Genomic DNA, 25,855 nt, shown 5'->3' with positions numbered 1-25,855 from the left:
TAACCGCGTGCCCCTACCGAGCACTGCCGCCTCCTCAAGTCGCTCCCCACGGCATCTGCCGTCTTCAGCTTGAGGTTATGTGGCGAAGCTGTGAGCAACACATGCGGTGCCGGATCTCGACGGCATGGAGCGCGGTGACGCGTTCACGCTCATGCGCTGGAGTCCGTCCTATTGGATCTCCCTGCCGATGGCTGCAACGTGATGCGCGGCGGAGCCGGTTCCCGGGGTGGAGGCGGTGGAGGCTTTGGGGACGGCTGGGAGCCCGGCGCCGGCGGCGGGGATGGCATGGCTGTGGGGGCGCTCCACCTGGCGGTGGGGTGACCCGATCATGCAGGGGCACATGAGCGACGCGATCGCCGAGACCTGGCCCTGGGTGATCCGCGGTGCGGCGGCGCTCTCGGCGATCTACCTGGTGTGGCGCTCGCAACGGCGGCGCTGAGGGCATTCCCCGCCCGCGCGACCAGAAAGTTACTCGGAAGTAGCTAATCGGCCGGCACGCAAGCACACGCTGCTGCAGTCCGAGTCCAACAACCTGCCGAAGGGAAGGCAGGGGCACGTTCGGGAGATGCCCGACGAGCAGGCCGTGCGTGCCGCTTTCGAGCGCTGGACTGCCGAGCTGAGCGACTCCCGGCACGAGGTCCCAAGATCCCCGATGTGTATCGACTCGAGGATGGCACCGTGATCCAGTGGAGAACAGCGTCTGCGTCTGGCGGAGCCACAATAGACATCCAGCCCGGTAACGGTGGAAAGCCATTGAAGGTTCACCTCCCATGATCGACAGTCGTGTCTTCGCGGACGTATTGATCGAAGGTATGGACGATTGGGTCCCCATCGATCAGCTCATTCGGGCTGCGCAGCAAGAAGCGGAGGGGCGCCCGTGGAAGGGGTACTTCGCCGAACTTCTCCGCTTCTTGCTCGAAAGGGACTTGATCCAGATCGGTGAACTCGCCGCAGAGGGGTTCGCGCCCTGGAGGGGCGAGGCGGACCAAGTGGTCCAGCTCGTCCTCGACGACCTTGAGCGCCTTTCCTGGGAACCCAAGCTGGGCAGTCGCGCCTGGATCGCCAATACCGCTGCGGGTAATGAGGTCGCCCAATCGCTGATCGACCACTGATACCAACCTTGGGCTGTACGCGCGCGCTTCGGCTCACCTGCGGCGAGTTCGGCGTAGTGCGACGGGTGAGTCCGAAGCCCCACCGGATATGTCCTGGTGGGGCTTCAGTGATGTCTGGCGGCAGTAGCGTCTTGGGTATGGCTGAGATCGACATGCTTCCCACGGACCGGATCCGGGCGTTGCTGAGAGAGTTCGACGATCCCCAGCATCTGGAACGCCCCGCGGACTTCGACCTGGAGACATCGCGGAACTGTTTCGCCCGGCTGGTGAGCGCCCTTGAGGAACGTTTCGGGCCGTCCTGCTCGAGTGGCCTGGGCCAGGACGCCAGTTTCTACGGTGTCAGCGAGGTCCGAGCGAACACGACGGGCCTCGGCCGGCCCCTGCGCGTCACGATGAGCAACTTCGGGAGCTATTTCGTGACCGCGCGCATGGTGGCCGGTGAGGAGGTCCCCAGCGGCGAGGCCGGCCTGACCGAGGAGTTCGTGACGTGGCTCGACGGCGTCTGTACGGCGGCAGGGTGCACCTTCGTCCCGTACGAGCTGCTCCGTGAGCCGTACGACGGGCCGTCGGTCCTGTTGGCGGCAGGGGACGTGGAGGTGGCGGCAGTGCTCGTGGCCGCGGGCTCGGCCGAGGCCGAGGAGGACGACGAGGAGCTGGGAAAGTCGGACTGGCGCGACCGGTACTTCGAGTACATGTGAGACATCTGAGGCCCCGTTCGTCGGTCACCGCCGATGCGCCTGGGTCAGCCTTCGCGCTCGCTCCGTCCACGTCCCGGCGGGCAATCGGCATGACGTGAGACCCCTGCCCGCACGGGCAAGGGGTCCATGGGGTCAACCCTGACGATCGTCATGGTCCGGTACTGACTTCCGGCCCGGGTTCACGGCCGTCACCGCTCCTACGTTCCTCCTCATGGAACGAGAAGTGCATGGCAGGTTACGGGTCGGCCGGCTGGTGGCCGCTTTGGCGCTGGTGGGGATAGGTGCGGGCGTGGTCGCCTGGTTGTCCCCCGGTGGGCTGGGGGACGCCGGTGCGGTCCGGGTCACCGACGGAGTCTCGGTGTCCGCGTACCGGTCCCTGACCGGGGCGGTGGCGAACGCGCCGGCGTGGCTGGGCCGCCTTCTGGAGGTGGCCTCCGAGGGCACCCTGGTGGTCCTCGGGCTGTTGCTGGGCTGGATGGGGTGGATGGGCATTCGCCGCCACGATGTCCGAACGGTCGCCGGTTCCCTGCTCACCGGTCTCGGCACCGTTGCCGCCTACGCGGTCAGCGAAGCCGTGAAGCTGGTCGTGGACGAGGAGCGGCCCTGTCGAGCGCTGGGCGCGGGGGCGCGGGCCGTCGAGGTGGTCGCGGAGTGCCCCGAGGTGGGTGACTGGTCGTTTCCGAGCAACCACGCCACCCTCGCCGCGGGGCTGGCGGTCGGGCTGACCCTCTTGCGGCCCCGGCTCGCCGCCGTAACCCTGCCGCTCGCGGGAGCCGCGGCGCTGCTGCGTGTCCTCGTAGGGGTGCACTACCCGCACGACGTGCTCGCCGGTGCGGTGCTCGGCGGCACGGTGGTGGCGGCCCTGCTGCTCGCCTTCCTGCCGATCGCCGAGCGCGCGGTCTCACTGCTGTGGCGGCGTCGGCGGAACGATCCCGGCCTCGTGGGCCACGACCGCGGCAGCGGCCCGGTTGTCCACGCCCAGCCTCGCCAGGATGGAGCTGACATGGGCCTTGACCGTCCCCTCCACCACGTGCAGCCGTCGGGCGATCTGCCCGTTCGACAGCCCACTGCCGAGGAACGCCAGTACATCCCGCTCACGGGCAGTGAGAGTGCCGACCCGGTCCCGGGCGGCGGAGCGCCGGCCGGCCAGGGTGCCCGCGCCCGTCGCGGCGAGGTGCGCGACGACTCGGGCGGCGACCTTCGGTGACAGGTAGGCCGCGCCCTCGGCGACCGCGCGGACCCCGGTGATCAGTTCCTCGGGCTCGCCCGACTTGATCAGGAAGCCGGCCGCGCCGCCGCCGAGCGCCTGCAGGATGTAGTCGTCCTCGCCGAAGGTCGTCAGCATGATGACGCCCGTCTCCGGGACCGCGGAGCGAATCTCCGTCGCCGCTTCGAGGCCGTTCATCCGCGGCATCCGGATGTCCAGCACGGCCACTGCGGGTCGGTGGCGCCGGGCCAGTTCCACGGCGTCGTGCCCGTCGCCCGCCTCGGCGACCACCTCGATCCCAGGATCGGTGGTGAGGACGGCGCGAACCCCGGCACGGATCATCGCCTCGTCGTCGGCGACCAGGACCCGGATCACCGGACGCACCCGACGCGCCCGAGGCACCCGAGGCGCCGGAAGCACCGGACGCTCACGGCGTGAGGGCGTCCAGGGACACCAGCGTGTCCCCCCGGAAGCAAAGCCGGTAGGTGTCCCCGGACCGGTCGTCGAACCGGTCCGCCGTCATCGCGTAGTACTCGCACGTGGTGCCGGGCTCCCTGGGTTCGGCGTCCTGCGGCCGGTGGCTCGTCTGCCGGTCCGGCAGGAAACGCTCCACCTCGGACCGATCCTGCCCCACGCGCAGGCGGGCGTAGTCGCCCGGGTCCAGGACCGACCGTGACGCCGACAGCGTCTCCAACGTCGTGAGTACGCCGATCAGTACCGCGCCCGTCACCAGGGGAACCATGACGGCGACGATCAGAGCCCGGCCGGTACGGCGACGGGCCTGGTGGTGTTCCTGCGGCAGGTGACGGCCTGGCCCGAGGGCGGTGCGTGCCGAGGGTCCTGATGGTGCAGAGGGTGCCGAGAGTGCTGAGGGTGCAGAGGGTGCCGAGAGTGCTGCGGATGTATGCGGGAGCCGTGCGACCACCGCGAAGCCCGTGCCGCGCGGGCCGTGCTCGAAGGAGCCGCCCGCCAGCCTCACCCGTTCGTCGAGACCGATGAGGCCCCGCCCGCCGCCCGGGGCCCGCGAGCCGGCCGCGGACGACGGCGGACCGTTCTCCACCACCACCGTCGTCTCCGCCGCCGTGTGCGTCACCCGCACGGCCGCCGTCGCTCCGGGCGCGTGCTTGGCGACGTTCGTCAGGGCCTCCCGCACCACCCGGTGCGCGGCCCGTTCGACGACCGGGGGCAGGTCGTCCGCGTCCCCGTCGACGCACAACTCGACGGCGAGCCCGGACGCGGACGCCTCCGCGACCAGCTCCGCGAGACCGGAGCGACCGGGACCGGTCGGAACCCCGTCGGTCTCCTCCCGCAGCACCCCGATCACCTCCCCGAGCCGCTCCACGGCGGCCGCCGCCCTGGCCCTGATGTCGGCCGCGGCCACTCGGTGGTGTTCGTCCAGGCCCGGCGCGAGTTTCAGCGCGCCGGCCGACAGGGCGATCAGGCTCAGGTCGTGGCCGAGTACGTCGTGCATGTCCTGGGCGATACGCGCCCGCTCCCGCAGCCGCGCCTGCTCCGCGACGAGCCGCTGCTCGCGCCGCAGTTGCTCGGCGCGCTCCCAGCCGACCCGGACGAGGTCCTGGTACTGGCGCCAGAACCGGCCCCCGAACCAGGGCAGCATCAGCGCGGCGACCACCACGGTCACGAACCGGCTTCCCAGGGGCAGCGAGGCCGGTACGACGAACAGCGTCACCACACCACCGGCGAGCAGCGCGACCAGGGCGAGCACCATCGGCCCGGTCCGGCCGGGCCGCCGCCCCGCCAGGAACGCGGCGGCCGCGGTCGGGAGGATCCACCATGGGGCGACCATGCTCAGTCCGGCGGCCGCCACTGCACCCGCGGTCAGCAGGTTCCCTGGATCGCAAGCCCACGCCCACGGTCCGGCCGCCGTGGTCCTGCTACTGGTCCCGATCCCGTTCCTGGTCACACCGTTGATCGTCATGCTGCCCATGGGGCGACGGTACGGACGCCGACACCCGCCGGGACACTGCCGAAAGTCAAGGTCTTCCGGGGCGAGGGCGCGAGGCGACGGCCGAAACGGTTCGGCACGCTCGTTCGAGTGAAGGGCGTCAGCATTCCGACCTCACCCGCCGTCCGCACGCCTCATCGTTCCTCCGGGGCACCCAGCACGGGCGTAGCCTGGCGTCGACGTGGCGAGGAGAACAGCGATGAGCGCCGAACCCATCACGGAGCCGGTCATGATGCATCAGGACCCCATCGATCTGTTGATCGCGATCGAAGAGGCGTCCTTGGCGCCGATTCGACCCGAGTACGTCGAGGGGACGGTCATCGTGCCGCCGCAGCCGGACTACAACCACAGCAAGGGCGCCGTCGGGCTCACGGTCCAGTTCCACACCGCCGGCTACGAACTGGCGGGCATGGGCATGGGGTTCCGTGCCTCCCACCATGACGGCAGCACGATGGCCCTGGTCATTCCCGACTTCTACGTCCTGCACCGTGAACCCACCGAACTCGATGTCTCGTACCTCCGGGCCCACAAGGGCTGGTACCCCATCAACATGATCGCCCTGGTCGGTGAGGTCACGTCCACCAACCACGCCATGGACACCGGCGCCAAGCTGGCCACGTACGCAGCCGTAGGCATCCCCGCATACGTCCTGATCAACCGGGACACGAAGACGGCCCACTGCCACACACACCCCATCCTTCCCGGCGACGACCCCACCAAGGCGTATTACGCCAACGACTCCAAGGTCGACCTCGGCGACCCGCTCCCCCTCCCGGCGCCGTACCCCGACTTGGACACGGCCCCCTTCCTGGAGCGCTGAGGGCGCATGAACCGCGCCCCGGTCAAACGGCCCACGCGCTCAACCCAGCCACTTCCGCCACCGCGCCTCCGATGCCTCGCAGCGGCCTTCCGCCACCGCCCGGCGATAGGCCTCCTCGATCTGACGAAGGCGGACGCGGCCACGAGCAGGACCGAAGAAGTGAGCGCGACGAGTACGGGGCGAGGCATCCGGCGGGGCAACCGCAGGCGGCGAGGACCTCTGTTCAGCGTAGCCATGACAAGCAGTGCGATCACCTCGACGTAACGAGTTCATTTCCCGCCATAACCGCTATTGACGACTGGCCGAACGGACGCCTACCTTCCTCCTCAACCGATAGGAAACTTTCCTAACAGTGATCCTCGAGCAAGGCTCCCGACCGGCACACCCGGAGTGGACGTCCTCGCGGCATCACTGAGAGGCTGGGCCGCTGAAAGGCAGGTGGCGACGGAGATGGCAGGCAACGCCGGTACCCCCGGCACCCCACGCGTCCTGCGCGCCATGAACGACCGGGCCGCCCTGGACCTGCTCCTGGAGCACGGCCCGCTCTCCCGGACCCGGATCGGCAAGCTCACCGGCCTGTCGAAGCCGACCGCCTCGCAACTCCTCGCCCGGCTGGAGGCGGCGGGGCTGGTCCTCGCCACCGGCACCAGCGAGGGGCGCCCCGGGCCGAACGCCCAGCTGTACGCGGTGAATTCGGCCGCCGCTTACGCCGCGGGGCTCGACGTCACCCCCGAACGCATCCTCGCGGGAGTCGCCGACATCACCGGACGCACCGTCGGCCGGTTCGAACTGCCGACCCCCGGCCGCCAGACCCACGGCGCCGTGGTACGCCAGGTCACCGACGCCCTCGACGGAGCGGTGAAGGCCGCCGGACTCGCCCGGGACGACGTCCACCGGCTCGTCATCGGCACCCCGGGCGCCTTCGACCCCAACACCGGCCGGCTGCGCTACGCCTCGCACCTGCCCGGCTGGCACTCCCCCTCCCTGCTCGACGAACTCGCCGCCGCACTCCCGATACCGGTCGAGTACGAGAACGACGTCAACCTCGTCGCCATCGCCGAGCAGCGACTGGGAGCGGCCCGCGGACACGGGGACTTCGTCCTGCTGTGGAACGAGGGCGGCCTCGGCGCCGCACTCGTCCTCGGCGGCCGGCTGCACCGCGGCTGGACCGGGGGTGCCGGCGAGGTCGGCTTCCTGCCGGTGCCCGGCACACCGCTCGTCCGCCAGGTCACCAGGGCCAACAGCGGCGGATTCCAGGAACTCGCGGGCTCCCAGGCCATCCCCGCGCTCGCCCTCGAACTCGGCATCGGCCCCGTACCCCAGGGCCCGTACGCCGAAGTGGCCGCCACGCTCGTCGAACGGGCCGCGGCCGTGAACGAAGGAGCCCACCGGCAGCTCCTGCAGACCTACGCGACGGGCCTCGCCACGGGTCTCGCCTCGCTGGTCTCCGTGCTCGACCCCGAACTCGTCGTCCTCAGCGGCGCCTCACTCACCGCCGGCGGGGAACCGCTGCGCGCGCTGGTACAGGCCGAGCTGGAGGAACTGGCGCCGTCCCGGCCACGGCTCGTCGTCGGTGACGTCCAGGAACACCCCGTGCTGCGGGGCGCGCTGGAGAGCGCCCTCGCGGCCACGCGCGACGAGGTCTTCGACACCTCGCGCTGACCGCGCACGACCGCACACCCGTACAGCCGCGCAACCGCGAACCACCCACGTACCCGCGCACCCATTCGCCATTACCCGTACGCCGTACCCGTACCCGTACCCGCCCAGACTCCCACCCCCCGTTCCGTTCCCGCCCTGCCCTTACCTGTCTCAGGGAGACCCTGCCATGTCCGGAATGTCCCGGAAGGCGGCCATCGCGCTCGCCGTGTCCGCCTCCATCGCCCTCTTCGCCACCGCCTGCACCGGCCAGTCGCAGTCCGGCGCCAACGACGACCCCGACGCCAAGACGACCATCACCTTCTGGCACGGCTGGAGCGCGCCCGCCGAGGCCAAGGCGATCGAGGCGAACGTCGCCAACTTCGAGAAGGCGCACCCCAACATCAAGGTGAAGGTCGTCGGCAACATCAATGACGACAAGCTCAACCAGGCGCTGCGGGCGGGCGGTTCGAACGGGCCCGACGTGGTGTCGTCGTTCACGACCGCCAATGTCGGCAAGTTCTGCTCCTCCGGGGCCTTCCTCGACCTGAAGCCCTTCATCGAGAAGTCGAAGCTCGACCTCGACACGATCATCCCGAAGCCGATGCTGGACTACACCCAGTTCGAGGGCACGCGCTGCGCCCTGCCGCTGCTGGGCGACGCCTACGGCCTCTACTACAACAAGGACGCCTTCGAGAAGGCGGGCATCAAGTCCCCGCCGAAGACGTGGTCGGAGTTCGCGAAGGTCGCGAAGAAGCTGACGAAGACCAAGGGCGACAGCTACGAGCAGCTCGGTTTCATGCCGACCTACCACGGTTACGAGACGGTCGTGGACCACTACATGTCCCAGTGGGACCACGCCTACTTCGGCGCCGACGGCAAGTCCAGCATCGCCAAGGACCCGGCCTTCGCCGAGATGTTCACCTACCAGAAGAAGCTCGTCGACGACCTCGGCGGCTTCGCGAAGCTGGAGAAGTACCGCAACACCTTCGGTGACGAGTGGGGCGCCGAGCACCCCTTCCACAAGGGCCAGGTGGCCATGCAGCTCGATGGCGAGTGGCGGCTGGGCATGGCCAAGGAGGCCGTGGGGAACGACTTCGAGATCGGCACCGCTCCGCTGCCCGTCGCCGACGACGAGGTCGACGAGTACGGCAAGGGCTTCCTCTCCGGCACGATCATCGGCATCGCCCCGCAGAGCAAGAAGCAGAACGCGGCCTGGGAGCTGGTGAAGTACCTGACGACCGACACCGAGGCCGTCGTCTCCTTCGCCAACGCCATCCACAACGTGCCGTCCACGTTCGAGGCCCTGAAGTCGCCCGACCTGGAGGTGGACCCCGCCTTCAAGACGTTCATCGACATCGCGCAGCACCCGAAGTCCAACACCCCGCCGGCCTCCGTCAACGGCTCCACGTACCAGACGACGCTCCAGGACTTCGGCTACCAGTACGAGTCCGGCAAGGTGAAGGACCTGAAGGCCGGTCTGGAGAAGACCGCCGCGCAGATCGACCGCGACATCGAGCAGGCGAAGTAACCCTCCGATGTCCTCGCAGACCCTGCGCGTGTCCACACGCACGCTCCGTTCGAAGCGCCGCGCCGCGGCGCTTCGGACGGTGGCCTTCCTGTCACCGTGGCTCATCGGGTTCGGCGTCTTCTTCGCCTATCCGCTGGTGTCCACCGTGTACTTCTCGTTCATGAAGTACGACGGCTTCGGCGTGCCGGAGTTCCGGGGCCTCGGCAACTGGTCCTACGTCTTCAACGACTACCCGATGTTCTGGCCGGCGCTGGGCAACACGCTCTGGCTGGTGCTGGTGATGGTGACCTGCCGGGTGCTGTTCGGGCTCGGCGTCGGCCTGCTGATCACGAAGATCAAGACCGGCACGGGTGTCTTCCGCACCCTCTTCTACCTGCCCTACCTCGCCCCGCCCGTCGCCGCGACGCTGGCCTTCGTCTTCCTCCTCAACCCCGGTACGGGCCCGGTCAACTCCGTCCTGGGCGACCTCGGCCTGCCGACACCCGGCTGGTTCACGGATCCCGCCTGGTCCAAGCCGGCCCTCACCGCGCTCGCGCTGTGGGGCGTGGGCGATCTCATGGTCATCTTCATGGCCGCGCTGCTCGACGTTCCGAAGGAGCAGTACGAGGCCGCCGAGCTGGACGGCACGTCGGCCTGGCAGCGGTTCCGGTTCGTGACGCTGCCGAACATCTCGCCGATCGTGATGTTCGCCGTCGTCACGGGAGTGATCCAGACGATGCAGTACTACACACAGCCGCTGGTGGCCGGGAAGGTCGCCTCCGGCATCATCGGCGGCTCCGGCCAGCAGTTCGAGCCGGGCTACCCGGACAAGTCGACCCTGACGCTGCCCCAGCTCGTCTACAACCTCGGCTTCCAGCGCTTCGACTACGGCTCGGCCTGCGTGGTCGCGCTGGTGCTGTTCGCCCTGGCCATGGTGTTCACCGCGCTGCTGATGCGGCGCCGGGGCGGACTGATCCAGGCAGGTGACTGACCATGACCCAAGTACTGGACAAGCCGGTGGAGTTGGCCACCCCGACCACCGCCGAGCGCACGGCCCGCCGCCGGGCGCTGCTGGAGTGGATCGCCGTCCACTCCCTCGGCGTCGCGGCCGCCCTCTTCTTCACGCTGCCCTTCGTGTTCGTCGTCCTGACCTCGCTGATGAGCGACCAGCAGGCGCTCACCCGCGACCTGGTCCCTGACACCTGGGAATGGGGCAACTTCGCGAAGGTCTTCGACACCCCGGGCTTCCTCACCTGGTGGAGGAACACGCTGGTCTACGCGGGCCTGGGTACCGTCCTGACCGTCGTGTCGTCCGTCCCGGTGGCGTATGCCCTCGCCAAGTTCCGCTTCCGCGGGCGTAATCTCGCACTGATGCTGGTGATCTCGATGATGATGCTGCCGCCACAGGTGGTCATCATCCCGATGTACCTGTTCTGGGCGAAGCAGCTGGACCTGTCGGGGTCACTGTGGCCGCTGATCATCCCGATGGCGTTCGGTGACGCGTTCTCCATCTTCCTGCTGCGGCAGTTCCTGACGACGATCCCGAACGAGTACCTGGACGCGGCGAAGGTCGACGGCTGCGGCGAGTTGCGGACCCTGCTGCGGGTCGTCCTGCCGATGGCCAAGCCGGGCATCGCGGCCGTCGCGCTCTTCCAGTTCTTCTACGCCTGGAACGACTACTTCGGTCCGCAGATCTACGCCTCCGAGAACCCGGGCGCGTGGACGCTGAGTTACGGCCTGGAGTCCTTCAAGGGCGCGCACCACACCGACTGGAACCTCACCATGGCCGCGACCGTCCTGGTCATGGCGCCCGTGATCCTCGTGTTCTTCTTCGCGCAGAAGGCTTTCGTCGAGGGCGTCACTCTCACCGGAGTAAAGGGTTGATCCACATATGAAACTCACCGTGGTCGGCGGAGGATCGACCTACACACCCGAACTCATCGACGGGTTCGCGCGTCTGCGGGACACCCTGCCCATCGAGGAGCTGGTGCTCGTCGACCCGGCCGTCGGACGGCTGGAGCTGGTCGGGGGGCTCGCCCGGCGGATCTTCGCCAAGCAGGGCCATCCGGGGCGCGTCGTCACGACGGACGACCTTGACCAGGCGGTCGAGGGAGCCGACGCCGTGCTGCTGCAACTGCGCGTCGGCGGACAGGCCGCACGGCAGCAGGACGAGACCTGGCCGCTGGAGTGCGGCTGCGTCGGGCAGGAGACGACCGGCGCGGGCGGGCTCGCCAAGGCGCTGCGGACCGTGCCGGTGGTCCTGGACATCGCCGAGCGGGTCCGCCGCGCCAACCCCGGGGCATGGATCATCGACTTCACCAACCCCGTGGGGATCGTGACCCGGGCGCTGCTCCAGGCCGGCCACAAGGCGGTCGGCCTGTGCAACGTGGCCATCGGTTTCCAGCGCAAGTTCGCCGCTCTGCTGGGTGTCGAGCCGGCGGACGTCCACCTCGATCACCTCGGCCTGAACCACCTCACCTGGGAGACAGGTGTACGGCTGGGCGGTCCGGAGGGTGAGGACGTGCTGCCCAAGCTGCTCGGCGAGCACGGTGAGGCCATCGCCGCGAACCTGCACCTCCCCCGTCGCCTGCTCGACCGCCTCGGCGTCGTCCCGTCGTACTACCTGCGCTACTACTACGCGCACGACGAGGTGGTCGAGGAACTGCGGACCAGGCCGTCGCGGGCCTCGGAGGTCGCCGCGATGGAGGAGCGGCTGCTGGACATGTACGGCGACCCGGCGCTGGACGAGAAGCCGGCGCTGCTCGGCAAGCGCGGCGGGGCGTTCTACTCGGAGGCCGCGGTGGACCTGGCCGCCTCGCTGCTCGGCGCGGGCGGAAGCCCGTACCAGGTGGTGAACACCTACAACAACGGCACCCTGCCGTTCCTCCCGGACGACGCGGTGATCGAGGTGCAGGCGGCGGTCGGCCGCCAGGGCGCCGCGCCGCTGGCCGTGCCGCCGGTCGATCCGCTGTACGCGGGCCTGACCGCGGCCGTGACGACGTACGAGGACCTCGCTCTGGAAGCCGCCCTGCGCGGCGGCCGCGACCGGGTCTTCCGCGCCCTCCTCGCCCACCCGCTCATCGGCCAGTACGCCTATGCCGAGACCCTCACCGACCAGTTGATCGCGCACAACCGGGAGCACCTCGCGTGGGCATGACGTCATCGGCACCCGGCACGGGCACCCCCGCCACCGGGACCGCGGTCGCCGCCCTGCTGGCCGTCGACGCCGGGAACAGCAAGACCGACGTCGCGGTGGTCGCGGACGACGGAACGGTCGTCGGTACCGCGCGCGGGGGCGGCTTCCGGCCGCCCGTGGTCGGGGTCGAGACGGCCGTCGACGAGATCGCGGACGCCGTGGCGCACGCCTTCGAGCAGGCCGGGGTCCACTCCGTGGCGCACGTCTCGGCCTGCCTCGCCAATGCCGATCTCCCCGTGGAGGAGGTGCAGTTGGCGGTGGCCCTGCGGGACCGCGGCTGGGGCGCGAGCGTGACGGTGCGCAACGACACCTTCGCGATCCTGCGCGCCGGGGTCGCCGAACCGCTCGGGGTCGCGGTGGTGTGCGGCGCGGGCATCAACTGCGTGGGCATGCGACCGGACGGGCGCGTCGCACGCTTTCCCGCGCTGGGCCGCATCTCCGGTGACTGGGGCGGTGGCTGGGGGCTGGCGGAGGAGGCGGTGTGGCACGCGGCGCGCGCGGAGGACGGCCGGGGCGGTCCGACCGAGCTGGTCCGCACGCTCCCCGCGCACTTCGGCCTGGCCTCCGTGTACGAGCTGATCGAGGCCGTGCACCTCGGGCGTCTGGAGGACAGCCGGCGCCATGAGCTGACCCCGGTCCTGTTCGCGACCGCCGAGGACGGCGACCCGGTGGCCCGTGCCATCGTCGACCGGCTCGCGGAGGAGGTGGTGACCATGGCGACGGTGGCTCTGACCCGGCTCGAACTCCTCGACGAGGAGACGCCGGTGCTGCTCGGCGGGGGCGTGCTGGCCGCCCGCCACCCCCAGCTCGACGACCGGATCCGGGAGTTGCTGGCCACCCGCGCGCCCAAGGCGGTGCCCCGTGTGGTGGCCGTCCGCCCGGTCCTCGGCGCGGCGCTGCTGGGCCTCGATCACCTGGGCGTCTCCGACGAGGTACAGGCACGCGTGCGGGCGCATTACGAAGTGTGACCGCGGGTCACGCCGTCCGGCCAGGGGCGGTCCGTCCCCGGGCTGTCCTTCGTCCTCTCCGCACCCATCCGCCCCTACCGGTCCCCCAGGGCCTGTCCGGGGGCGAAAAACACACCCCGCGCTCTCCCGTACCGCCCCCTGGGAACCGAACCCCCCACGCACACGTGTTCAAGGGCAAGGGGGCGGTACGGGATCTTCCCGGGCCCGCTGTCGGACACGGTCCGGCACACGGTTCGGAACAAGATCGCATCAAGGCCTGTGCGGATGTCAGTCCCTGCGGCGATACTTGCCGCCGTGCACCTCGTTTCGCGTTCCGGCGCGGAAGGGAGGTGACCGACGGATGACCTATGGGGGAGGTCAAGTGACATACCCGACGAAAGGCAGCGCGGCTCCGCCGGGACCGCCCACGCCCACGGTGCCGGCGGTGCCGTCACAGCCGGGCCCCGTCGCGACGCCCACGCCGGCCGCGGCGCCCGCGCCGCCGGGCAGGCCGGAGACGGAGCCGCCGCGGCGCACGGCGTTCGCGGAGGGCGTCGACCAGCTGAGGGCGGCCGCGACGACGGAGCCCGGCCGGCTGCGCATCATCGGCGCCGCCCTCGCCCTGCTCGTCGTCGCGTTCGGCGCGGTCACCGCCTGGCAGATGGCGGACCGCTCGGCCGCCGCCGACGACGTCCTGCACAGCAGCCAGCCGCTGTCCGACGACGCCGCGAACATCTACCGCTCGCTCGCCGACGCCAACACCACTGCCTCCAGCGGCTTCCTGGCCGGCGGCGAGGAGCCGGCCGAGACCCGCGCCCGCTACGAGCGGGACATCAGGACGGCCGCATCCCTGCTCGTCACGGCCGCCGCGAACTCCGAGCCGGGCTCCCCCTCCGCGGACTCCATCGCGAAGCTCAACAAGCTGCTGCCGGAGTACAAGGGCCTGATCGAGCGGGCCCGGGCCAACAACCGGCAGGGCTTCCCGCTGGGCGGCGCCTATCTGCGGTACGCGAACAACAAGATGCAGGAAGAGATGCTCCCTGAGGCCGAGCGGCTCTACCTCAAGGAGAACGGCCGGCTGCTCGCGGACTACGACCGGGCGACCCCGTACCCGTGGGCGGCGATCGGGCTCGGTGTCGTAGCGCTCGGCGCCCTCGGCTGGGCGCAGCGGCGCAACTACCGGCGCACCAACCGCGTGCTGAACCGCGGCATGGTGGCCGCCACCGCCGCCTCCACGGTCGTCCTGCTCTGGGTGACGGTCGGGCACACCGTCGCGCGCGCCGAGCTGGACTCGTCGTACGACCACGGTGTCCGCTCGCTGAACGTGCTCCACGCCGCCCGCATAGCCTCCCTGAAGGCGCGCGGCAACGAGAACCTCACGCTGGTCAGCCGGGGCGCGGAGACGGTTCAGCAGGACGGCAGGACCAAGGACGCCTACGACGTCGAGTTCCAGAAGCAGATGGCCGTCCTGGACACGAGGCTGACCGAGGCCAAGCGTCTCGCGGACGACCAGGCGGGCAGCAAGCCCGTCGCGGTGGCCGCGGGCAGCATGGAGGTGTGGCAGTCGCGCCACCAGGAGGCCCGCAAGGCCGACGACTCCGGCGACTACCAGGGCGCGCTGAACAAGGTCATCGGTGCCAAGGCCGACAAGCCCACCCGCGAGTGCTTCGACAGCGTCGACGAGGAGCTGGACGCGGCGCTCGTGCAGGAGGGCAAGGAGTTCCGGGAGGCGGCCGGTGACGGTCGCAGTGCCATGAACGGACTGCCCGTCGGCGCGGCCGCGTTCGCCGTGCTGGGCGCGGCGGGCGCCGTGCTGGGCATAGGCCGCAGGCTTTCGGAGTACCGGTGAGAGGGGGCGCATCCGTGACGACACGACGCCTGAAGGCCAGCCTCAAGGGCTGGGGCGGCGTAGGGGCGATGGCGGTCGCCTGCACACTGACCGCGGTGATCGCGCTGCCGCCGCTGACCCACGCGGCCCAGGACGGCAGCACGGGCGTCGGCGGGCCCGGTGTGGCCACGGGCCTGCAGACCAAGGCCGAGAAGTGCACCGCTCCCGAGGACCAGAGCCCGCCCCCGTCCGGGGCGGACGGCCCGACGATCACGGCCATCAAGAACCGCGTGGGCGACAAGCGCAAGCTGGTCATCGGCGTGGACCAGAACAGCTACCGCTGGGGCTACCGCGACCCGAACAGCACCAAGAAGACGAGCGAGCTCGAGGGCTTCGACATCGACCTCGCGCACCGGATCGCGGAGGAGATCCTCGGCGACAAGGACGCCGTCGTCTTCCGTGCCATCCCCACCAACCAGCGCATCCCGGCGATCCAGAACGGCGATGTCGACATGGTGGTCCGCACCATGACGATCACCTGCAAGCGCCTGGACGAAGTGGCGTTCTCCGCGCCGTACTTCCAGACCGGACAGCAGGTCCTGGCCCCCAAGAAGTCCACGATCCGCGGGTACGACAAGTCGCTGGCGGACAAGAGGATCTGCACCGCGGCGACCTCCACGGCCTACGACACCCTCACCGCGGGCAAGACCAAGGGCGACCTCCCCGGCTCGGCGCGCGTCTTCACCGTGCCCAACCAACTCGACTGCCTGGTCAGGCTGCAACTGGGCATGGCCGACGCGGTGGTCACCGACGGCGCGCTCGCCGCGGGCCAGGCCGCGCAGGACCCGACCGTGGAACTCAAGGGCGATCCGTTCACCGAGGAGTACTACGGCGTGGCGATGAAGAAGGGTTCCGACGATCTGGTACGCCGGGTGAACCAGGTGCTGGTGGACTACCGGAACAGCGGGGGCTGGCAGGAGTCGTACAACAAGTGGCTCGCCGCGGATCTGGGCCCGTCGTCGGGCCCGCCCGCTCCGAAGTACAAGTGACCCGCCCACCACGACGTTCCATGACCGATGCCCGCACGTACACGTGACCGAGGTACCGCAGTACGAGAAAACCGACCTGAAGCAGCAGCAACCGACCTGATACGACTGGAGAGTTGCCCGAGCGCATCCCGCGCGGGGAAACGACCGAGAGGCGAGAGGTGATCGATGGGCGTCACGGGGCCCCCCGGGCCGGTGATGGACCGGGACGAGGTGGACCGTGCGCTGGCGCGTCTCGGCGCGGAGCACGAGGCCATCGAGACCTCGCTCCTCGCCCTGCAGGACCACGCGGGCCGCAGACTCCTCGAAGGCGCCGAGCTCACCGGCACCACCAAGGAGCGCTGGATCGCCGCGGATGCCCAGATCACGCTGCTGTGGGCGTACTTCGACGCCTACTCGGGCGCCCTGCGCCAGGCCCGTGAGATCCGCGCGCGCAGACGCTGGTCCAGCCGTGAGGACCTGGTCGAGCTAACGGAACTGCTGCGGGGCACGAGCGTGACGGTCGCGGGCAGCGCCAGCGCGATGGCCAACGCGCCGACGCTCACCGGCACCAAGCTCAGCGAGCAGTACTCGCTCTCCGAACTCGTCGACCGGATGAACGAGTTGTACGCGACCTCACTGGACATGGTGGTAGCGGCGGACGCGGTGTGGTCGGCGCTGCCCGCCCGGATCGATCTGCTCTCCGCGGAGTTGCAGCGCACCCGGCAGCTCGCGCACTCGGTGGGGGTGCGCCCCGGCGAACATCCGTCGGGTGACGACCTGGAGCGGATCACCCGGACGCTGACCCGGCTGCGCGAGCAGGTGGTGTCGGATCCGCTGGCCTTCTGGGTGTCCGCCGGGGGCAGTTCGGCGCCCGGCGGCGGCCGTCCCGACACCAGCCGCTACGACCGCGAGGCGCGGGCCCTGGAGGAGGTGCGGCGGGAGATCGACGCGGTGCTCACCGTCCGGCAGGACGCGGAGGCCCGGCTGGTGAAGCTGCGCGACGTGCTGAGCCGCGCGGACCGTACGCTCGCCGAGGCCAGGAGCGCTCGCGGCGAGGTGCTGGCGAAGATCGCCGCCTCCGAGGTCCCCGCGGTCAGCGGGCCGCCGACCGCGCTCCAGGAGCAGCTGGCGACGGCCGCCGAGTACCGCAGGCACGCCCAGTGGCACCGGCTGTCGCCGCTGCTGGAGTCGCTGGAACAGAAGGCGGAGGACGAACTGCTGCGGGCCCGCGAGTCGTTGACGGCGGTCACCGCGCCACTGGCGGTCCGCGCCGAACTGCGCGGCCGCCTCGACGCCTACAAGGCGAAGGTCGCCCGGCACGGCCTGGCGGAGGACCCGCTGCTGGTCGAGCGGTACGACGCGGCACGCCGGATGCTGTGGAGCGCGCCCTGCGATCTCAGGGTCGCCGAGCAGGCGGTGCTGCGCTATCAGCGTGCGGCGGCCGAACTGCTGTCGCCGAGCGGCGAGCGGAGCGTTCCGCAGGACCGGAGGGGGGAGTGGTCGTGAGTCAGGAGCAGCGGAAGTGCCAGCGGCCAGGATGCTCGGGGTCGTACGAGGACATGGGCGGCGGCGAGCTGTACTGCGACACGTGCGGTCTGGCGCCGGTGGTGTCGGCCGGCGGCGCGGCGGGCTTGTCGAGTTCCGCGGCGAACGGGTCCGGCAAGGGGTCGCGGAGTTCCGGCAGCAGCAGCGTGCGCGGCAGTTCACGGGCGAGTTCCCGTACGTCGTCGCGGTCCTCGCAGTCCCGCCGGTCGGTCTCCGGGCGGCTGTCGCGCTCGCTGTCGGGGAAGTCGACGGGCCGTTCGGTGTCGGTGCGCAGCTCGGGCTCCACGGCGGGCTCGTCCGGGCGCGGCCGGCTGGGTGCCGGCCTGGTGCAGGTGCCGGAGGTGCCGCGGCCCGACCCGCGCGCGATGGTGCTGGAGAACCCGGAGGTGCCCGAGCGCAAGCGGTTCTGCTCCCGCTCCGACTGCGGGGCGCCGGTGGGGCGTTCACGCGGCGAGCGGGCCGGGCGCACCGAGGGCTTCTGCACCAAGTGCGGTCACCCGTATTCGTTCGTGCCGAAGCTGCAGGCGGGCGACGTGGTGCACGGCCAGTACGAGGTGGTGGGCTGTCTGGCGCACGGCGGTCTCGGCTGGATCTACCTGGCCGTGGACCGCGCGGTCTCCGACCGCTGGGTGGTCCTCAAGGGCCTCCTCGACACCGGTGACCAGGACGCGATGGCCGCCGCGATCTCCGAGCGCCGCTTCCTCGCCGAGATCGAGCACGCCAACATCGTGCGCATCTACAATTTCGTGGAGCACCTGGACCAGCGCACCGGCTCGCTCGACGGGTACATCGTCATGGAGTACGTCGGCGGCAAGTCCCTGAAGGAGATCGCCAACGGCCGCCGCGGCGCGGACGGCAAACGCGATCCGCTGCCGGTGGAACAGGCCTGCGCGTACGGCATCGAGGCGTTGGAGGCCCTCGGCCATCTGCACAGCCGCAACCTGCTGTACTGCGACTTCAAGGTCGACAACGCGATCCAGACCGAGGACCAGCTGAAGCTGATCGACATGGGCGCGGTGCGCAGGATGGACGACGACGAGTCGGCCATCTACGGCACGGTCGGCTACCAGGCGCCGGAGGTAGCGGACGTCGGCCCGTCGGTCGCCTCCGACCTGTACACGGTGGCCCGTACCCTGGCCGTCCTCACCTTCGACTTCCAGGGCTACACCAACGTCTACGTCGACTCCCTGCCCGACCCGGACAACATTGAGGTCTTCCACCAGTACGAGTCCTTCTACCGGCTGCTGGTCCGCGCGACCGACCCGGACCCGGCGCGCCGGTTCGCCTCCGCGCAGGAGATGGCGGAGCAGCTGACGGGCGTGCTGCGCGAGGTGGTCGCCCTGCAGACGGGCAAGCCACGGCCGGCGATGTCGACGCTGTTCGGGCCCGAGGTGAAGGTCACGGACACCGAGTTGTTCGCGAAGCCGGACGGGGAGGTGTCGCGGCTGGGCGCACGGGAGGTCCTCACGAAGAAGCAGCGCGCCCTCACCGTACGGGCGGGTGCCACCGCGTCCGAGATGAGGGCCATCCTGACCGGCGGCACTCCCGGGGCGCTTGGCGCGGCCGGCGACGGCGCCCTCGTGAAGCCCGTCCAGGGCGCCGCCACTGCGCTCGCGCTGCCGGTGCCACGTGTCGACCCGGACGACGTCAACGCGGGCTTCCTGGCGGGTCTGATGACCTCCGCCCCCGCCGAACTCGTCACCGCGCTGAAGGCGGCCCCCTCGGACTCCCTGGAGCTGCGCCTGCGCGAGCTGCGCGCCCGGCTGGAGATGGGCGAACACGCCCCGGCCGCCCGGGCGCTGGACGAGCTCGAGGCCCAGCACCCGGACGACTGGCGGGTGGTGTGGTACCGCGGGGTCACGGCCCTGGCCACCGGGGACCACGAGCTCGCGGCGCTCTCCTTCGACGCGATCTACGACGCCTTCCCGGGCGAGCCCGCCCCGAAGCTGGCGCTGGGCCTGTGCGCGGAGGTCCTCGGCCAGTTGGACAACGCGGCCGAGTACTACCGTCTGGTGTGGGCGACCGACCCGAGCTATGTGAGCGCGGCGTTCGGCCTGGCCCGTGTGCAGCTGGCGACGGGCGACCGGCGCGGTGCCGTGGCGACCCTGGAGTCGGTTCCGGAGGCGTCGATCCACTACACCGCGGCGCGGGTGGCTGCCGTGCGGGCGCGGCTGCGGCAGCGCGTCGCCGAGGAGGCGGCCGCGGCGCGGTTCCTGGACGACCTGACCGCCGCGGCGGGGCAGGTGGAGGCCCTGGACGAGTACGGTCTGGACGCGGTGCGCCGCGAGCAGTTGTCCACAGAAGTGCTGGGCTGCGCCCTTGACTGGGTACTCTCCGGCAGTCAGGGCACACCGAGCGCCAAACTGCTCGGCAGTGACCTGGACGAGCGCGGGCTGCGTTTCGGCCTGGAGCGTTCGTACCGGACACTGGCCAGGCTCGCCCAGGGTGGCGAGGAGAGGATCGACCTGGTGGAGCGAGCCAACCGCTACCGCCCTCGGACGTGGGTGTGAATTGATGGCGCAGACCCCCCAACTGCCGGCCTTGTCGAGGTGCCCCAGCTGCGAGGAGCCGCTGGAGTCCGGCGACCGGTACTGCGGCGCGTGTGGATACGACCTGTCGGTCGTCCCCCCGCCGCCGACGGACAACCCCACGCTCACCATGAACGGCGCCCCGGCCGTCGGCGTGGACTGGCCGGTCCCCTCGGCGGCGGAAGCGTCCGCCCCGTCCGGCCCGGTGCATCTGCCGACGGACATCCAGGGCACCGACTCCGGCGGCGGTGCCCTGTCGGCGGGTGTACGGTTCGACCGGCCGGCCGAGCCCGACGAGTACCCCCTGGCGGCGCCCCAGTACCCCCTGGCGCCGCCGCCGTCCGGCGTCCCCGCGTCCGCGGAGGCCGCCAAGGTGTGTGTGGCCTGCCGGGCGGGCCAGGTGGATCCGGACGGCTACTGCGAGAACTGCGGGCACGCACAACCCCGGGAGCGGGACCACATGGAGCAGGAACTCGGCGCGGTCGCCGCGGTCAGCGACCGCGGGCTGCGCCACCACCGCAACGAGGACGCCTTCGCGGTGTCCTCCACCACGCTGCCCGACGGCTCGCCCGCGGTGGTGGCCATCGTCTGCGACGGCGTCTCCTCGGCGACCCGCCCCGACGACGCCTCGCTCGCGGCCTCCCGCACGGCCAACGAGACGCTGCTGGCGACCCTGCCGCGCGGCACCCACCCGCAGCAGGCGATGCACGAGGCGATCGTGGCCGCCGCCGACGCGGTCACCAGCCTGGCGCAGGAGCCCCGGACCGCCCAGGAGCAGGCCCCGCACCAGAACGCGCCCGCCTGCACCTTCGTCGGCGCGGTCGTCACCAGCACCCTGCTGATCGTCGGCTGGGTCGGCGACAGCCGCGCCTACTGGGTGCCCAACGACCGTTCGACGCCGCCGGCCCGGCTCACCGAGGACGACTCCTGGGCGGCGCAGATGGTCGCCGCGGGCCTGATGAACGAGGCCGAGGCGTACGCGGACGAACGGGCCCACGCCATCACGGGCTGGCTCGGCGCCGACGCGTACGAACTGGAACCGCACACCGCTTCCTTCAAGCCGGACCGGCCGGGTGTAGTGGTGGTGTGCACCGACGGACTGTGGAACTACGCGGAGGCGGCCCACGAGATGGCGGAGGCCGTTCCGGTGGACGCCGCCGAGCGGCCGCTGCACAGCGCCCGGGTCCTGGTCGGCCACGCCCTCGACGGAGGGGGCCACGACAACGTAACAGTGGCGGTCCTGCCGTTCCCCGCGACGTTGCGGGGGGCAGGATCGGCCTGACGGCGTCTCACGGGGGACATCGGCGCGGGCCGTCCGGGCCGTCCCCCACGGGACGCCGGCGGGGGCCGCACGGGGCGGCCCGGACCGGAGGGGACCGGTCCGTACCAAAGCCAGCGCCCGCGCCCGGCCCCGCCGGTGCGCGGCGGACGCCTTAGGGGGAGCACCAGCAGCCATGGCCAACTTCTCGAAGTCCAACGTGCCGCAGTTCTCGGTGGACGTTTACCAGAACGAGTACCTGCCGGAGGGCGGCCGGGAGGTCAACGCGATCGTCACGGTCACCTCGACCGGTGGCGGCACCGTCGGCAGCGCGGTCTCCGCGCCGCACGTGTACTCGGCCGGCCAGGGCCCGAACGCGGCCGTGGCGATCATGGTCGACTGCTCGGGTTCGATGGATTACCCGCCGACCAAGATGCGCAACGCCCGTGACGCCACGGCCGCCGCGATCGACACCCTGCGCGACGGGGTGCACTTCGCGGTGATCGGCGGCACGCACGTCGCCAAGGAGGTCTACCCGGGCGACGGCCGGCTCGCCGTCGCCGACGCCACCACCCGCGAGGCGGCCAAGCAGGCGCTGCGCAAGCTCAACGCGGGCGGCGGCACCGCGATCGGCACCTGGCTGCGGCTCGCCGACCGGCTGCTGTCCTCGGCGGAGGTGGCGATCCGGCACGGCATCCTGCTCACCGACGGCCGCAACGAGCACGAGTCGCCGGAGGACCTCAAGGCAGCCCTCGACTCCTGCGCCGGGCGGTTCACGTGTGACGCGCGCGGTGTGGGCACCGACTGGGAGGTCAAGGAGGTCACCGGGATCGCCTCCGCGCTGCTCGGCACCGCCGACATCGTCGCCGACCCGGCCGGTCTCGCCGCCGACTTCACGCAGATGATGGAGGCGGCGATGGGCAAGGAGGTCGCGGACGTCGCGCTGCGGCTGTGGACCCCGGTCGGCACGGAGATCAAGTTCGTCAAGCAGGTTGCGCCCACCGTCGAGGAGCTGACCGACCGCCGTACGGAGGCCGGGCCGCGCGCCGGGGACTACCCGACCGGCTCCTGGGGGGACGAGTCCCGCGACTACCACGTCTGTGTGGAGGTCCCGGCGGCCGGTCTCGGCCAGGAGATGCTCGCCGCGCGGGTCTCGCTCGTGATCCCGCAGGCGGACGGCGGGAGCCAGGCGCTGCCGGGCGCCCAGGGGCTCGTACGGGCCGTGTGGACGGACGACATGGCCGCCTCCACCTCCATCAACCCGCAGGTCGCGCACTACACGGGTCAGGCCGAACTGGCACAGGTCATCCAGCAGGGACTGGATGCCCGCAAAGCGGGAGATATCGACGGCGCCACGGCCAAGCTGGGCCGTGCCGTCCAGCTCGCCAGCGCCTCCGGCAACGCCGATACGGCGAAACTGCTTTCGAAGGTGGTGGACGTGGTCGACGCTGCGGCAGGTACTGTGCGACTGAAAGCAAAGGTGGAAGAGGCCGATGAGATGACCCTGGAGACGCGGTCGACGAAGACGGTTCGTGTGAAGAAGTGAGCCGAAGCACAAGACGTGCGGAGCTCCTACCGAAACGGCTTCTGAAATAGTCGGAGCACGGGGAAGCGTTCCGACGTATCGGTTGAGTGACACAGCAGCGAGCCCGGCCCGTTCAGGGGGCCGGAGAACCCCGGCCCCCGGGCCGGTAGAAGGAGAGGGGGAAGCGCCGACATGCCGACCTGCCCGAACGGACACCAGTCGGGTTCCGACGACTGGTGCGAGGTGTGCGGTCACCGCATGGCCGGTGCCGTTCCGCCCCCGCCGCCCCCCGGGGCCGGCTACGGTTATCCGCCGCCCGGACCGGGCGGCCACTCCCCCATGTCCGGCATGCCGGGCGCCGAGCGGTGCCCGCAGTGCGGAACCCCGCGCGAGGGCGGGGCGCCGTTCTGCGAGGAGTGCCGATGGAACTTCCTGACCAACACGGCGACCTCGTACTCCCCGGCCGGACAGCGTCCGCCCGGCCCCGGCGGCCAGAATCCGGCGCACCGTTTCCAGCAGCAGCCCGGCCCGTCCTACGGGGGCGGTGACGGCTACGACTACCAGGGCTCTCGGCCCTCCCAGGTGAACCGCCCCGCGGAGCCGATCCCCGGCCACTACGGCGACCCGTCGGGCTACGGCGACCCTTCGCGCCCGATGCAGCAGCCCCACCAGCCGCAGCCGACCGCCCCGGGGCAGGGCTTCGGCGAGGACGACTGGATGATCCCCCCGCCGTCCGCCGGCGGCCCCGGCGGCGGTTACGGCTACCCGCAGCAGGGGTCGGGGCAGGCCCCGCCCGGCTATCCCCAGCAGCAGCAGTCGCTCACCTGGACCGCGACCATCGGCCCGGACCGTGACTACTTCATGGCGATGATGCAGCGCTCGGGGCCCGAGGCCACGGGGCTCAACCTGCCCGCGTACTCGCCGGAGCAGCAGCGACCCCTCGTCGGCAACCAGATCACCATCGGCCGCCGCCGCCATTCCACGGGCGAGTCCCCGGACATCGACCTGTCCGTCCCGCCGGAGGACCCGGGCGTCTCGCATCAGCACGCGGTCCTGGTCCAGCAGCCGGACGGCTCCTGGGCCGTGGTCGACCAGAACTCCACCAACGGCACCACGGTCAACGGCGGCGAAGAACCGATCCAGCCGTTCGTTCCGGTGCCGCTGCAGGACGGTGACCGGGTGCACGTGGGGGCGTGGACGACGATCACGATCCGCCGGGGCTAGCACCCGCCGCAGGCGGCGCCCTCCCTCACTGCGGAACCACCGCGGAACCACCGCAGGGTCAGGGCAGGATCAGGGCAGGGGCCAGGTGTACGGCCCCTGCGGATCGTCCAGCCACGCCCATGCGCGGTCGGCGCTGACGGTGATCCCGAAGCGGTCGCGTGCGGGGTGCCGCTCGCTCTGCCAGACGGCGAGGGCCTCACGCGGGTCGAGGACGCCCGCGGTGAGGTTCAGCAGGAAGCGGAAGAGTTCGTCGTGGACGGCCCGGCGGGGCAGTCCACGGAGGTGGGCGGGGTCGGGCAGCGGCCGGTCCCCGCAGCCGCGCAGCGGCACGAAGTACGCCGGCGTGTGCAGGAAGTGTCCCTCGGCGTGCTCCGCGTCCCGCACCCGCAGCGCGATCAGCCCGGTGGCCAGCGGCGCCAGGATCAGGGCGCCCGCACGGCACTGCGCGAGCCAGGGGCGCGGAACCGAGGCGAGCCGGCAGGTCGCGATGATCCGGTCGTAGGGGGCGCGTTCGGGACATCCGCGGGTGCCGTCACCGGTGACGACCGCGGGGTGGTAGCCGGCGGCGGCCAGATGCCGGCGCGCGGATTCGGTGATCTCCGGGTCGATGTCGACGGTGGTGACGTTGTCGTCGCCGAGCCGGTGCGCGAGCAGTGCCGCGTTGTACCCCGTCCCGGCACCGATCTCCAGCACCCGGTCGCCCTCCCGCACCCGCAGTTCCGCGAGCATCTGCGCCATCAGCGACGGCTGGCTGCTGGAGGAGACCAGCTCGCCGTCCCGCATCCGGGTGGCGAGCGGAGTGTCGGCGTAGGCGCCGCTGAGCCACCTGGCGCGCTGCCGCGGGTCGGGGTGCTCACCCCAGCGCCGCTCGTAGCCGCCGCTCACGCCCACGAAGTAGTACGGCACGAAGAGATGACGCGGAACCGCCGCGAAGGCCTCACGCCAGACCGGATCACTGTCCCAGGCCCCGCCGGCCTCGATCTCCCCCACCAGCGCGGCGCGCGCCTCCGCCCCCACATCATCCGCCGTGTGCGCGCCCATGCCTCCACTGTGCTGCGAATACGGCGGGGAGGCGAGCAGGGGGCCGCCTCGCGGCGGCACGAACCGCCGCGTCCACCGGGACGCCGCGAACTACCCCCTGCTCGAGCGGAGCCGAGAGCTTGGGGGAGCGGTGCCAGGCCGCGCGACCCGGGCGGGCAATAGTGCAAGGACCCCTTGGGCGCTCCGGGGTTTCCGGGGGTGCGGTTGTCAGCCCGGGGTGTTGACCATCGACGCCGCCGCGTACGTCAGGTAGCTCCACAGCGTCCGCTCATGCTCCTCGGACAGTCCGAGTTCGTCCACGGCCACCCGCATGTGCTTCAGCCACGCGTCGTGCGCCGCTCGGTCCACCGGGAAGGGTGCGTGGCGCATGCGCAGCCGGGGGTGGCCGCGGCGTTCGCCGTACGTCGTCGGGCCGCCCCAGTACTGCATCAGGAACAGCGTGAGGCGCTCCTCGGCCGGGCCGAGGTCCTCCTCCGGGTACATGGGCCGCAGCAGCGGGTCCTCGGCGACCCCCTCGTAGAAGCGGTGCACCAGCTTCCGGAAGGTCTCCTCGCCGCCGACCTGCTCGTAGAAGGACTGCTCCTGAAGCGTGCCGTGCGGAATCTCATTCACGGGTCCATGGTCTCAGACGGAGCGGCGGACGACTCAAGGCCTAGGACCGGCTCGGGCTCCGCCTGCGGCGCACGCTCCCGCAGGTCGGGGGTGAGCTCGGTGAGAAGCGCGGTGAACGCGGTGAGGCACGGTGAACGCGGTGAGGCGCAGTGAACGCGGTGAGCTCGCTGAC

Annotated in this window: 20 protein-coding genes and 1 pseudogene; 17 read left to right on the top strand and 4 right to left on the bottom strand. The window is 71.1% G+C overall.

Going from position 1 to position 25,855, the window contains the following annotated elements:
- Positions 1-770 precede the first annotated feature (770 nt).
- The 3 genes and pseudogenes from EF387_RS12745 to EF387_RS48280 all read left to right on the top strand — a co-directional run.
- The gene (locus EF387_RS12745; protein ID WP_128376654.1) at positions 771-1,112 is read left to right on the top strand and encodes a hypothetical protein; all 342 of its coding nucleotides are present in this window, start codon (positions 771-773) and stop codon (positions 1,110-1,112) included.
- Between the two features lie 137 nt (positions 1,113-1,249).
- Positions 1,250-1,810 (top strand): hypothetical protein, encoded by a 561-nt coding sequence (locus EF387_RS12740; RefSeq protein ID WP_128376653.1) that lies wholly within the window; start codon positions 1,250-1,252, stop codon positions 1,808-1,810.
- Between the two features lie 211 nt (positions 1,811-2,021).
- Positions 2,022-2,720 (top strand): annotated as a pseudogene (locus EF387_RS48280) (phosphatase PAP2 family protein); the annotation flags it as partial.
- Here the strand turns inward: EF387_RS48280 and EF387_RS48275 are convergent.
- Both EF387_RS48275 and EF387_RS12725 read right to left on the bottom strand, forming a co-directional pair.
- The gene (locus EF387_RS48275; protein ID WP_128376651.1) at positions 2,712-3,392 is read right to left on the bottom strand and encodes a response regulator; all 681 of its coding nucleotides are present in this window, start codon (positions 3,390-3,392) and stop codon (positions 2,712-2,714) included. The pseudogene EF387_RS48280 and the gene EF387_RS48275 sit on opposite strands and share 9 nt — an antisense overlap.
- Before the next feature lie 52 nt (positions 3,393-3,444).
- Positions 3,445-4,965, bottom strand: a complete 1,521-nt coding sequence (locus EF387_RS12725) for a histidine kinase (protein ID WP_128376650.1) — start codon at positions 4,963-4,965, stop codon at positions 3,445-3,447.
- Between the two features lie 217 nt (positions 4,966-5,182).
- Between EF387_RS12725 and EF387_RS12720 the strand changes: the two genes are divergently transcribed.
- The 14 genes from EF387_RS12720 (at position 5,183) to EF387_RS12655 (ending at position 24,030) form a co-directional block, all read left to right on the top strand.
- Positions 5,183-5,803 carry a Uma2 family endonuclease gene (locus tag EF387_RS12720; RefSeq protein WP_128376649.1) on the top strand — a complete coding sequence of 207 codons (621 nt, stop codon included), beginning with the start codon at positions 5,183-5,185 and terminating at the stop codon, positions 5,801-5,803.
- A gap of 450 nt (positions 5,804-6,253) precedes the next feature.
- Positions 6,254-7,465 carry an ROK family transcriptional regulator gene (locus EF387_RS12715; protein ID WP_128376648.1) on the top strand — a complete coding sequence of 404 codons (1,212 nt, stop codon included), beginning with the start codon at positions 6,254-6,256 and terminating at the stop codon, positions 7,463-7,465.
- Positions 7,466-7,631: 166 nt separating this feature from the next.
- Complete coding sequence (locus EF387_RS12710; protein ID WP_128376647.1) at positions 7,632-8,972, top strand: ABC transporter substrate-binding protein; 1,341 nt, start codon at positions 7,632-7,634, stop codon at positions 8,970-8,972.
- A 28-nt stretch (positions 8,973-9,000) separates the two neighbouring features.
- Entirely contained in the window at positions 9,001-9,942 is a 942-nt protein-coding gene (locus EF387_RS12705; RefSeq protein ID WP_128376937.1) for a carbohydrate ABC transporter permease, read from the top strand.
- Positions 9,943-9,944: 2 nt separating this feature from the next.
- Complete coding sequence (locus EF387_RS12700; protein ID WP_128376646.1) at positions 9,945-10,835, top strand: carbohydrate ABC transporter permease; 891 nt, start codon at positions 9,945-9,947, stop codon at positions 10,833-10,835.
- A gap of 7 nt (positions 10,836-10,842) precedes the next feature.
- The gene (locus tag EF387_RS12695) at positions 10,843-12,108 is read left to right on the top strand and encodes a 6-phospho-beta-glucosidase (RefSeq protein WP_128376645.1); all 1,266 of its coding nucleotides are present in this window, start codon (positions 10,843-10,845) and stop codon (positions 12,106-12,108) included.
- Entirely contained in the window at positions 12,105-13,115 is a 1,011-nt protein-coding gene (locus EF387_RS12690; RefSeq protein WP_128376644.1) for an N-acetylglucosamine kinase, read from the top strand. The genes EF387_RS12695 and EF387_RS12690 overlap by 4 nt, the downstream gene beginning before the upstream one ends.
- A gap of 340 nt (positions 13,116-13,455) precedes the next feature.
- A complete protein-coding gene (locus EF387_RS12685; RefSeq protein WP_238431487.1) occupies positions 13,456-14,943 on the top strand; it encodes a hypothetical protein in 1,488 nt (495 codons plus the stop codon).
- Between the two features lie 14 nt (positions 14,944-14,957).
- Positions 14,958-15,971, top strand: coding sequence for a glutamate ABC transporter substrate-binding protein (locus tag EF387_RS12680; protein WP_238431486.1), 1,014 nt, complete (start codon positions 14,958-14,960; stop codon positions 15,969-15,971).
- A 165-nt stretch (positions 15,972-16,136) separates the two neighbouring features.
- Positions 16,137-17,456, top strand: coding sequence for a hypothetical protein (locus EF387_RS12675; RefSeq protein ID WP_128376642.1), 1,320 nt, complete (start codon positions 16,137-16,139; stop codon positions 17,454-17,456).
- Complete coding sequence (locus EF387_RS12670; RefSeq protein WP_202918230.1) at positions 17,453-20,005, top strand: serine/threonine-protein kinase; 2,553 nt, start codon at positions 17,453-17,455, stop codon at positions 20,003-20,005. Before EF387_RS12675 ends, EF387_RS12670 begins: the two co-directional genes overlap by 4 nt.
- A gap of 4 nt (positions 20,006-20,009) precedes the next feature.
- Positions 20,010-21,305, top strand: a complete 1,296-nt coding sequence (locus EF387_RS12665; protein WP_128376641.1) for a protein phosphatase 2C domain-containing protein — start codon at positions 20,010-20,012, stop codon at positions 21,303-21,305.
- A 172-nt stretch (positions 21,306-21,477) separates the two neighbouring features.
- Positions 21,478-22,827, top strand: a complete 1,350-nt coding sequence (locus EF387_RS12660) for a vWA domain-containing protein (RefSeq protein ID WP_128376640.1) — start codon at positions 21,478-21,480, stop codon at positions 22,825-22,827.
- 171 nt (positions 22,828-22,998) lie between these two features.
- A complete protein-coding gene (locus EF387_RS12655; protein ID WP_128376639.1) occupies positions 22,999-24,030 on the top strand; it encodes an FHA domain-containing protein in 1,032 nt (343 codons plus the stop codon).
- A 69-nt stretch (positions 24,031-24,099) separates the two neighbouring features.
- Here EF387_RS12655 and EF387_RS12650 read toward each other — a convergent pair whose 3' ends face one another.
- Both EF387_RS12650 and EF387_RS12645 read right to left on the bottom strand, forming a co-directional pair.
- A complete protein-coding gene (locus tag EF387_RS12650) occupies positions 24,100-25,071 on the bottom strand; it encodes a methyltransferase domain-containing protein (RefSeq protein ID WP_128376638.1) in 972 nt (323 codons plus the stop codon).
- A 207-nt stretch (positions 25,072-25,278) separates the two neighbouring features.
- Positions 25,279-25,683: a globin gene (locus EF387_RS12645; protein WP_128376637.1), complete on the bottom strand. Its 405-nt coding sequence runs from the start codon at positions 25,681-25,683 to the stop codon at positions 25,279-25,281.
- Between the last annotated feature and the right edge of the window lie 172 nt (positions 25,684-25,855).

Origin of the sequence: Streptomyces cavernae, assembly GCF_004023625.1 — a bacterium.
Taxonomy (GTDB): Bacteria; Actinomycetota; Actinomycetes; order Streptomycetales; family Streptomycetaceae; genus Streptomyces; species Streptomyces cavernae.
Note: the sequence above shows the minus strand (reverse complement) of the source record. Positions and strands in the feature narration are given on the sequence as shown.

Excerpts from the sequence above, each read along its gene's own strand:
- EF387_RS12665 (WP_128376641.1), top strand. The coding sequence starts at position 20,010 with ATGGCGCAGACCCCCCAACTGCCGGCCTTGTCGAGGTGCCCCAGCTGC.
- EF387_RS12710 (WP_128376647.1), top strand. The coding sequence starts at position 7,632 with ATGTCCGGAATGTCCCGGAAGGCGGCCATCGCGCTCGCCGTGTCCGCC.
- EF387_RS12720 (WP_128376649.1), top strand. The coding sequence starts at position 5,183 with ATGAGCGCCGAACCCATCACGGAGCCGGTCATGATGCATCAGGACCCC.
- EF387_RS12690 (WP_128376644.1), top strand. The coding sequence starts at position 12,105 with ATGACGTCATCGGCACCCGGCACGGGCACCCCCGCCACCGGGACCGCG.
- EF387_RS12660 (WP_128376640.1), top strand. The coding sequence starts at position 21,478 with ATGGCCAACTTCTCGAAGTCCAACGTGCCGCAGTTCTCGGTGGACGTT.
- EF387_RS12650 (WP_128376638.1), bottom strand. The coding sequence starts at position 25,071 with ATGGGCGCGCACACGGCGGATGATGTGGGGGCGGAGGCGCGCGCCGCG.
- EF387_RS12655 (WP_128376639.1), top strand. The coding sequence starts at position 22,999 with ATGCCGACCTGCCCGAACGGACACCAGTCGGGTTCCGACGACTGGTGC.
- EF387_RS12745 (WP_128376654.1), top strand. The coding sequence starts at position 771 with ATGATCGACAGTCGTGTCTTCGCGGACGTATTGATCGAAGGTATGGAC.
- EF387_RS12675 (WP_128376642.1), top strand. The coding sequence starts at position 16,137 with ATGGGCGTCACGGGGCCCCCCGGGCCGGTGATGGACCGGGACGAGGTG.
- EF387_RS12725 (WP_128376650.1), bottom strand. The coding sequence starts at position 4,965 with ATGGGCAGCATGACGATCAACGGTGTGACCAGGAACGGGATCGGGACC.
- EF387_RS12695 (WP_128376645.1), top strand. The coding sequence starts at position 10,843 with ATGAAACTCACCGTGGTCGGCGGAGGATCGACCTACACACCCGAACTC.
- EF387_RS12685 (WP_238431487.1), top strand. The coding sequence starts at position 13,456 with ATGACCTATGGGGGAGGTCAAGTGACATACCCGACGAAAGGCAGCGCG.
- EF387_RS12740 (WP_128376653.1), top strand. The coding sequence starts at position 1,250 with ATGGCTGAGATCGACATGCTTCCCACGGACCGGATCCGGGCGTTGCTG.
- EF387_RS12715 (WP_128376648.1), top strand. The coding sequence starts at position 6,254 with ATGGCAGGCAACGCCGGTACCCCCGGCACCCCACGCGTCCTGCGCGCC.
- EF387_RS12700 (WP_128376646.1), top strand. The coding sequence starts at position 9,945 with ATGACCCAAGTACTGGACAAGCCGGTGGAGTTGGCCACCCCGACCACC.